9 protein-coding genes and 1 pseudogene are annotated in these 8,726 nt (G+C 62.4%); 5 read left to right on the forward strand and 5 right to left on the reverse strand.

The window, feature by feature from the left end; all coding sequences use genetic code 11:
* Position 1 precedes the first annotated feature (1 nt).
* From ABE960_RS02065 to ABE960_RS02075, 3 genes are all read right to left on the reverse strand, one after another.
* Positions 2-139 (reverse strand): hypothetical protein, encoded by a 138-nt coding sequence (locus tag ABE960_RS02065; protein ID WP_349760556.1) that lies wholly within the window; start codon positions 137-139, stop codon positions 2-4.
* A 297-nt stretch (positions 140-436) separates the two neighbouring features.
* The gene (locus ABE960_RS02070; RefSeq protein ID WP_349760557.1) at positions 437-892 is read right to left on the reverse strand and encodes a DUF6998 domain-containing protein; all 456 of its coding nucleotides are present in this window, start codon (positions 890-892) and stop codon (positions 437-439) included.
* A 91-nt stretch (positions 893-983) separates the two neighbouring features.
* Positions 984-1,319: a DUF427 domain-containing protein gene (locus ABE960_RS02075; RefSeq protein WP_349760558.1), complete on the reverse strand. Its 336-nt coding sequence runs from the start codon at positions 1,317-1,319 to the stop codon at positions 984-986.
* A 51-nt stretch (positions 1,320-1,370) separates the two neighbouring features.
* On the opposite strand from ABE960_RS02075, the gene ABE960_RS02080 reads away from it, so the two are divergent.
* On the forward strand, positions 1,371-2,027 hold the full coding sequence (locus ABE960_RS02080) for a 5'-methylthioadenosine/S-adenosylhomocysteine nucleosidase (RefSeq protein WP_349760559.1): 657 nt from the start codon (positions 1,371-1,373) through the stop codon (positions 2,025-2,027).
* A gap of 27 nt (positions 2,028-2,054) precedes the next feature.
* Here the strand turns inward: ABE960_RS02080 and ABE960_RS02085 are convergent, their stop codons facing one another.
* Complete coding sequence (locus ABE960_RS02085) at positions 2,055-2,543, reverse strand: MerR family transcriptional regulator (protein WP_349760560.1); 489 nt, start codon at positions 2,541-2,543, stop codon at positions 2,055-2,057.
* Positions 2,544-2,672: 129 nt separating this feature from the next.
* Here ABE960_RS02085 and ABE960_RS02090 point away from each other — a divergent pair, with 129 nt between their 5' ends.
* On the forward strand, positions 2,673-4,913 hold the full coding sequence (locus ABE960_RS02090) for a heavy metal translocating P-type ATPase (protein ID WP_349760561.1): 2,241 nt from the start codon (positions 2,673-2,675) through the stop codon (positions 4,911-4,913).
* 249 nt (positions 4,914-5,162) lie between these two features.
* Positions 5,163-6,179, forward strand: a complete 1,017-nt coding sequence (locus ABE960_RS02095; protein WP_349760562.1) for a TauD/TfdA dioxygenase family protein — start codon at positions 5,163-5,165, stop codon at positions 6,177-6,179.
* Positions 6,180-6,597: 418 nt separating this feature from the next.
* Here ABE960_RS02095 and ABE960_RS02100 read toward each other — a convergent pair whose 3' ends face one another.
* Positions 6,598-7,755: a mechanosensitive ion channel family protein gene (locus tag ABE960_RS02100; RefSeq protein ID WP_349760563.1), complete on the reverse strand. Its 1,158-nt coding sequence runs from the start codon at positions 7,753-7,755 to the stop codon at positions 6,598-6,600.
* A gap of 93 nt (positions 7,756-7,848) precedes the next feature.
* On the opposite strand from ABE960_RS02100, the pseudogene ABE960_RS02105 reads away from it, so the two are divergent.
* Positions 7,849-8,216 (forward strand): annotated as a pseudogene (locus ABE960_RS02105) (IS30 family transposase); the annotation flags it as partial.
* Positions 8,217-8,342: 126 nt separating this feature from the next.
* On the forward strand, positions 8,343-8,633 hold the full coding sequence (locus ABE960_RS02110) for a sll1863 family stress response protein (RefSeq protein ID WP_349760564.1): 291 nt from the start codon (positions 8,343-8,345) through the stop codon (positions 8,631-8,633).
* Positions 8,634-8,726: the final 93 nt, after the last annotated feature.

Here is an 8,726-nt window from a genome sequence, read left to right on the forward strand (position 1 = left end):
ATCATTTGCTATCTCTATAAAGGGGGAGGGCGTTCGATAATTCAGACAGCATTTTGCCGGACTTTATCAGCCCGATCTTGGTAGATACTTTTTCCGTAAATACTGAAATACGACATGGCAAAGCCATATTGAGTTGCATGTCGATTAACAATACCTTGGCGGCTTGTTCTGGGATACAGACCTAAAACACCTTGCAATCTTCTTCAAAGCTTACGCTCTTACTACGAAGTTTTTATCTTAAATCATGAATATGAAGCACACCATATACCAGATTCTTTAGTTCGATTTCAAGATCCGTGGAGGCTTTCTCAAAAGACTTTTCCGTGTCCACAACACAGTACATATTACCTCTCTTTTTTTCTATGTATAACGCCAAGCACAGTGATGCCATGTCAGAAGCGACCAGCAACCATTGGCCAAGAACTACTGCGCCTTGTTAAATGGCCCTTGGCACTCGGTCTACATAAGCCACTGATTGATTGAGTTGCCGAAGCTTGTTGAGAGATATCTGAAACTGGCCATTACTCGGCATCCGTTTATCTTTGAATTTCTCCCAAACAAGGGCACCAGGCCCGTTATAGATTTCTTCAAATGTCCCGTCAGGCAATATCTTGATAATGATTGCATGCTGCGGCTGACTGCGGAACCCAACAGATTTTGACTGTGTGGCCTTGATCTCAACTTCTAGTCCGCTGTCGGTGACAGCATCATAGCCTTTGTTCGATGCCGTTTTAAGCTCAAGGTCATACGCATCTGCGACCAAACATTCACCCAAGCTACCGACCATATGGCCATCCGGAGTAAAATGCCTGCCTGGGAACATCACCTCTAACTCATTGACCGTGGCATACAGCTGCTTAACCAAAGCCCGGAATTTATCGTGCTCAATCATAGACATTTAACAGGCATTAGATAGCCAGCCCTACCCCATCGCGAAGCAAGCTGCGCTCCCACGAAAATCGTCAGTAACCACCTCTGGCATGTCATCGCATTTGCTCCGTGACTTTTTCCGCATCGAAAGCCAATTTTCCAGAAATCGCCTGCATCTCTTCGATCGGGATCTCATAGCACCCTGCTACATCATCAGTATCGGGCAGCGAGTAATTGGTGGCATCACCCTTGAAGGGGCAATGCGGAGTTCGGCCATGTGATCGGCCATCGACATTCACTTGCGGTTTGCCTGTTCCATCAGCATAGGGTGAAGACAATAATATGTCAGAGCTTGATGACAATCTTTCTTGGGGCAATTCGTCCAGGCTCGCCCTCTTCTCGAACGGCCCGCTAAGCACCGATCGAGCCACCGCGCGCTTTGCACTCACCCCCCCGCCCGCCATGATGGTGGTGTTGATGGGCTTTGGGAGATTCTCGGGATGAGCAAGACGCAACGCGCAATGGCGCCCCTGACGGCGCTGGGCGGCCGATCCATTCTCTTCGTGATGGCGGCCGATGCCGAATACGGCCCGCATCTCAAGGCGCGTTTTGCCCCCTTCATGACCGGCGTGGGGCCCGTGGAGGCGGCGGTGGAGCTCACCGCCGCGCTGGCCGGGCTTGAGGGCCGCGGGCAGCTTCCGGACCTGGTGGTGTCGCTGGGTTCGGCGGGCAGCCGGGCGCTCGAGCAGACCGAGGTCTATCAGGCCACCTCGGTCGCCTACCGCGACATGGACGCCTCGCCGCTGGGCTTCGAGCAGGGCGTCACCCCCTTCCTCGACCTGCCGGCGACGCTGCCGTTGCCGCTGCGGATTCCCGGCCTGCGCGAGGCGACGCTCTCGACCGGCGCCAATATCGTCTCTGGCGCGGCCTATGACGGCATTGCCGCCGACATGGTGGACATGGAGAGCTATGCCTGCCTGCGCACCTGCACGCGCTTTGAAGTACCGCTGGTCGTGCTGCGCGGCATCTCGGACGGCAAGTCGGAGCTGCGCCACATCGACGACTGGACGGAGTATCTCCACGTCATCGACGAGAAGCTGGCCGTGGCCGTCGACCGCCTCGGCGAGGCGTTCGCCCAGGGCCTGTTGACGCGCTGAGGCGCCGGGCCGGGTTGAGTGGCGCCGTCACGTCCGCCTGGCGGCGGCCGCGGGCGGCTCGCCCAGGTCGTGGGCCCCGCCGTGGGCGGTGTCGCTGTCACACAGCTGGTGGTCGCTGAGCACCTCGATGATGCGGCAGCTCTCGACCTTGCCGCCGGCACACTGGCCGATCATCCGCTGCAGCTCGTCGCGCAGCGCCGAGAGCCGCTGCAGCCGAGACTCCACCTCTTCCAGGTGGTGCTTGGCGATGGTGTCGACCTCGTCGCAGCACATGTCGGGCCGGTCCGACATCGCCAGCAGCTCGCGCACGGCCTCCACCGAGAAACCGAAGTCCCGGGCATGGCGGATGAAGGTCAGCCGCCGGACGGCCTCCTCCCCGTAGCGGCGCTGCCCGCCCTCGGTGCGCGAGGTCTCGTGCAGCAGGCCGACGTGTTCGTAGTAGCGTACGGTTTCCGGCAGACAGCCGGCCCGCCGGGCCAGCTCGCCGATGCCGATGTCCTGGCGTGTCTCCGACATCTCCTCGCTCCTCGATGCTCGATGTGACGCGTTCTTGTAAAGCGGTCACCTCCATGTGACCACGACTTGAACCTGTAGTTGCTAGAGGGATTATGCTTCAGATGTCATCCCGATCTCAGGAGCCACACCATGTCCGCTTCGGCATCCACGGCCACCGCCTCGACCCTGACGCTGCGCGTCGAGGGCATGGACTGCGGCGGCTGCGAACGCAAGGTCGAATCTGCTCTTGGACGCCTGGACGGCATCGCGGAGGTCTCGGCCAGCTCGGTCACCGGGTCGGTAAAGCTGCACTATTCCGCACACTCGCCTGCGCCCTCGCCCGAGCAGGCGACACCCTCCCACGCCGTGATCGAGCGGACGATCCAGGAGCTCGGCTATCGCCTGATCAGCGAGGAGGAGGCAACCGAGCAGGACGCCGCCCCCTCCGCCTGGTGGCAGTCCGCCAAGGGGCGAGTGGTGCTCGTCAGCGGGGACCTGCTGCTGTTGGCGTTCGCCCTGCGCCTGGCCTGGCCGGCGCTGGGCAACTGGCCCTTCGTCGCGGCCACCGTGGTGGGCCTGGTGCCGATCGTGCAGGCCGCCTGGGGCGCGCTGAAGCAGCACAATCCCTTCACCATCGAGATGCTGATGAGCATCGCCGCCCTGGGCGCCCTGGCCATCGATGCCGCCGCCGAGGCGGCGGTGGTGGTCTTCCTGTTCGCCGTGGGCGAACTGCTGGAGGGCGTGGCCTCCCAGCGGGCGCGGCGCAGCATCTCGGCCCTGGCGGACCTGACGCCCTCGAAGGCGAGGCTGCTGGAAGAGGGCGAGACCCATGAGGTCCCGGCCGCCTCGCTGACGCCCGGCCAGCGGGTGCTGATCCGCCCGGGCGACCGCGTGCCCTGCGACGGGCGCATCCTGACCGGCGAGTCCGACCTGGACGAGTCGCCGATCAACGGGGAGTCGGTGCCCCGCTTACGCGGCCCCGGCAACGACGTCTTCGCCGGCACCGTGAACCTGAATGCCGCCCTCGAGGTGGAAGTCACCCGCAGCGCACAGGACAACACCATCGCCCGCGTCATTCGGCTGGTGGAGGAGGCCCAGGCGGCCAAGGCGCCGATGGCCCGCTTCATCGACCGCTTCGCGCTGTACTACATGCCGGTGGTCGTGGGACTGGCCCTGCTGATGGCCGTGGCGCCGCCGCTGGTCGCGGGCATGGCATGGTCGGAATCGATCTACCGCGCCCTGGCGCTGCTGCTGATCGCCTGCCCCTGCGCGCTGGTCATCTCGACCCCCGCGGCGATTGCCGCCGGTCTCTCGGCCGGCGCCCGACAGGGCCTCCTGATCAAGGGCGGCGCGGTGCTGGAGCAGCTCGGCAAGCTCAAGCTGGTAGCGGTGGACAAGACCGGCACGCTCACCGCGGGCACGCCCCGGGTCACCCGGGTGGAAGGCTGGGGCTCCGGGCAGGACGAGAGCGCGAGCGATGAAGTGAACGAGGTGCTCCGGCTCGCCGCCGCGCTGGAGCGCGACTCCAGCCACCCCATCGCCTTGGCTATCCTCGATCATGCCCGGCAACAGGGCCTGTCGCTGCCCCAGGCGAGCGACACCCGCGCCCTGGCCGGAATCGGGGTGTCGGGACGGGTCGAGGGGCGCGAGCTGAGTCTGATCACCCCGCGCTACCTGGCCGAGCAGGCCCTGCTCGGTGAGGCGCTCGCCGACGACCTGAGTGCCCGGATTGCCGAGCTGGAGCAGGCCGGCCAGAGCCTCGCGGTGCTGGTCGAGGGCGAGCAGGCGCTGGGGCTGATCGCCGTGCGCGATGAACCGCGTGACGATGCCCGAGATGGCCTGGCGGCGCTGTCGCGGCTGGGCGTGCGGATCGTGATGCTCAGCGGCGACAACGCCCGCACCGCCGCGGCCATCGGCGACCAGTTGGGGATCGAGGCGCACGGCGAGCTGATGCCCGAGGATAAGGCCCAGCGCGTGCGTGACTGGCAGGCCGCCGGCCTGGGGCCGATCGGCAAGGTCGGCGACGGCATCAACGATGCCCCGGCGCTGGCGACCGCCGAGGTGGGCATCGCCATGGGCGGCGGCACGGACGTGGCGCTGGAGACGGCGGATGCGGCGCTGCTCAAGAACCGCGTGATCGGTATCGCCGAGCTGATCGACCTGTCGCGGACCACGCTGCGCAACATCAAGACCAACGTCGCCCTGGCGCTGGGCCTGAAGGCCGTCTTCCTGGTCACCACGGCGCTGGGGATCACCGGCATGTGGATCGCGGTGATGGCGGATACCGGCGCCACGGTGCTGGTGACACTGAACGCCATGCGGCTGCTCGGCTATCGCTTCACGCCGGGAGTCGCCCCGATGGAGGCGCGGCCCGGCGCCGCCACTTCGTGACGCCCTCCACGTCATGAAGCCCGCCATGGGCTGACCCAGCCGAGGCCGGGCGCGGCGGCGCGCTCGGCCCGCGTTTGGAAAACAGCAACGTCTCTGTCAGCATGATCGGTTCATACATCCTGTGCTCGGATGACGGCGTTGCCCTAATGGCGCCCCCTCCACATCGACGCCCTCGGCGTCGCGGTCATCCTTCTTGCATCAAGCTCAGCCATCGCGCTGAGCCATCGCCATCAATCACAGGAGGCCCGCATGACGACCCGTCAATCGACTCTCCCGCCCCTGGATCCCACTCGCGTGGCCACCATCGAGGCCTTCGGCGGCACCATCACCCCGCTGGATCCCCTGGGTGCGCAGGTACAGGGAATCGACCTGTCCGCCGAGGACGCGCCCCCGCCCGAGGTACTGGATGCGCTGGAACTCGAGATGGCCAATCGCGGGTTCCTCGTCTTCAAGAACGACACGCAGCTGAGCCCCGACGATTTCCTGCGCGCCAGCTGCTGGTGGGGCGGCAAGGAGCTGCACAGCACCCACGGCGTACACCCGGCGACGCCGGGAGGTAATCAGCATATCTTCCGCCTCTCGAACGATCAGAAGCACGGCATCCCGGGCGTGGGACCGCAATGGCACAACGACGGCAGCTTCAATGCGGACACCTTCTCGCATTCGGGCTACCACATCATCCGCCCGGCCGAGAAAGGCGGCGGCACCTACTTCGCCCACCAGGGTGCCGCCTATGACGCCCTCCCGGAGGACCGGAAGGAGTTCTGGAGCCGCCTCTCCTCGGTGAACTCCGCCTCGGGCGTGGTGCATCCCGTGGTGCACGAGCACCCCATCTCGAAGCGCAAGTGCATCTGGCTGCACCTGGGCATGACGGGGGCGGTGATCGAGAAGCTCCCCGATGAGGAGGGCTTTCGCCTGCTGAACGAGGACGAGCTGCAGCAGCTTTGCCGCGAGTACAACGACATCCTGAATGCCGGGTTGGAGAACGGCTACGCCACCGCCTACGAGTATCAGGAGAACGACTGTGTGTTCATCGACAACCTCGCCGTGGCGCATCGCGCCGCGCCCGAGGCGCACCTGCCCGTCGAGCAACAGGGCCTGCGGATCATGCATCGCAGCACCGTTCGTGGCATGCAGGACCTGGCGCCCGGCTTCGGGTTGCCGCAGCACGTCGATATCCAGGGGCCCAAACCCCTCGGCGAGGGCGTCTGGAAAGGCGGCGGCATCGGCTTTCGGTGGGAAGACGGCATTCCCATGCAGAACTGATCGACGCGCGAATGCCGAGATCCTGATGGCGGCGGGGGTATCACGTAGGTTCTGCCCGCCGTCCCAACCCGATCCTGACGCTTGAGCATTTCTATACCGGCATTAGCCGCGCCCACCAATGGCCACCCCTGGCCGAACCGGGCGCGGCCAGCTTCTGGATACAGTGGAGCGACGGGTGATGCGGGTGAGTAGCCTGGGGAATTGATGAGTGCCATTTCCCAGAATCAATTCATATTGAAGGTCGGCTTTCGGCCAGAATCAAACAATTAGTTCAAGCTGATTTAATGGTTGATTATTAGATTAGATGAAAACGTTATACACACATTTTAATTGTCACCTCAGGCGACTCCTTTACACCATATTTATAAGATCAGGTTGTGTCTAAAAACTCGGGGCGATTCAAAGTCTGGCGACAGCCCTACGGTTTTTTTCGGTTGTCAGATCGGGATCGGCTTCCAGGCCCAGATATCTCAGGAGCTTCTCTTTGGAGATCAGCCAGGTTGTTGGAATTCACATCAAACTCCGGAGAAGTATCCACCAATCGCGCACGAAGGCGGGGCAGTTGCGAGGGGTAATGCTGCTGGATAAACGTCACCAGCCCCTCACGGATAGCGCATCGCAGATCCCAGTTCTGGCTGGAGTCAGGTGCACTCATAAGAAAGCGGACCTGTAGCGCCTGATCATTGGAGTCGGTCACCTGAACAGTCGCCACCTTGCCATCCCACTGCTTCATCGTATTTAGCAAGCGCGAGAACTCTTGGCGTAGTGGCTCGATGGGCATGGTGTAATCAACCCAGATAAAGACCGTGCCCTGCAAATCCGCCGTATTCCGTGACCAGTTCTGGAAAGGGTTCTCGATAAACCACTGCAATGGGACTATAAGCCGACGCTGGTCCCACACCCGCAGGACTACATAGGTTGCGGTCACTTCCTCGACCCAGCACCACTCGCCCTGCACGTTCAGCGCATCTTCAATGCGAAACGGCTGGGTGAGCGCAATCTGAATGCCCGACAACAGGTTACTGAGTACTGGCCGTGCAGCAAAACCCAGGACAATGCCGCCAACACCTGCGGACGCCAGCAGACTGGCGCCCACTTTCTGTACCGACTCGAAGGTCATCAGCGCGGCACCAATGCCCACGATGATAACGAGGATATTCAGGCAACGGACCAGGAAGCGTGTCTGTGTCTCTACTTTGCGGGCCCGTTTCCACTCTCCTTCCAATACGGGATTCAACAACACGATAACGTCGCCAATGACTGAGGTCAGGCGAACCGCTGCCCACGTCAGAGACAGAATCAGCAGCAATGTGACTACCTGTTTCACCGGCGCCAAGAGCAGCAGGTCATCCGGAGCGCCATTGAGCGTAGCCCTGAGTGCCAGCAGGCTGGTGACCAAACCCAGCGCCTTGGCAGCCGCGTCCAGAAACAGCAGGGGGACGGTTCGCCGTTTCGAAAAGTGCCGGATCACCACTAGCGTCAGCCGGTAGAGGGTGTAACTGGCTATCACGGCAAGCAACGCCAAAATGCCCGGCAACATCCAAGCCCGTAAACCCGCCTCCAAAGTTTGCAGCATTGCACTTTCCTTCTCGATGGTCGCTCCACCCCGAACAACCTAAGATATGCGGCTCGGAAAGGCCAGAAAGTCACCCAGAGCCTTTGATGAATCTCTGTAACTGACCGCACTTATGGAATTAGCGTCTCCCAAGGAGGGCGGCCTCTGCGCCTCTCCATGACCTACGACCAGGGCAGAGAGATGGTGAGGCATGCCGAGATCACGCAGAAAACTGGTACGGCGACCTACTTCGCTGACCCACATAGCCCTTGGCAGCGGGGTCCCAACGAGAACACTAACGGGCTGCTGCGGCAGTACTGCCGAAGGGCATGGACCTTTCCGTCTACAGCCAGGAAGGACTCGACGCCATCGTCGACTCACTGAATACGCGGCCGCGCAAGACACTGGACTGGCGAACGCCGCTGGACGTCCAGGCCGAGGTGCTCAAGAAGTCGGTCATCGGTCCGAGCACCCTTCAATAGCGTTACGCTTGGAACTCGAGACCGCCGTCCAAACGAGGACCCGACGCATGCCGGTCATATCGTGTTCTCCTGAAACGGACTACCCTCAAGGGTGCATGAACCCCCATACCTTGAAAGGATGCCCCCATGAGCGATAGAGAAGCCTACGAGAAGAAGCTCCAGGCCCAACTGGACCAATGGCAGGCCGAGATGGACAAGCTGAAGGCCAAGGCGGAGGCCGCCTCGGCCGATGCCCAGCTCGAGTATCAGAAGCAGATCGACAAGCTAGAGGAGCAGCGGCAGGATGCTCTCAAGCAGATGGAGGAATTCCAGGAAGCCGGCGATAGCGCCTGGAAGGACATGAGGGCGGGCATGGAAAGCGCCTGGGCCTCGCTGAACGAATCCCTCGAGAAGGCGCGTTCGCGCTTCAAGAAGTAATCCACCGCCCCTCTGCCCGGGCGCCCATCGGCGGCGCCCTCGCCCCAACTAATGCTCACTGGCCGTGGGGGGGGGTGGCGCGCGCGCCCGCCC

Source organism: Halomonas aquatica, assembly GCF_040196335.1.
Lineage (GTDB): Bacteria > Pseudomonadota > Gammaproteobacteria > Pseudomonadales > Halomonadaceae > Halomonas > Halomonas aquatica.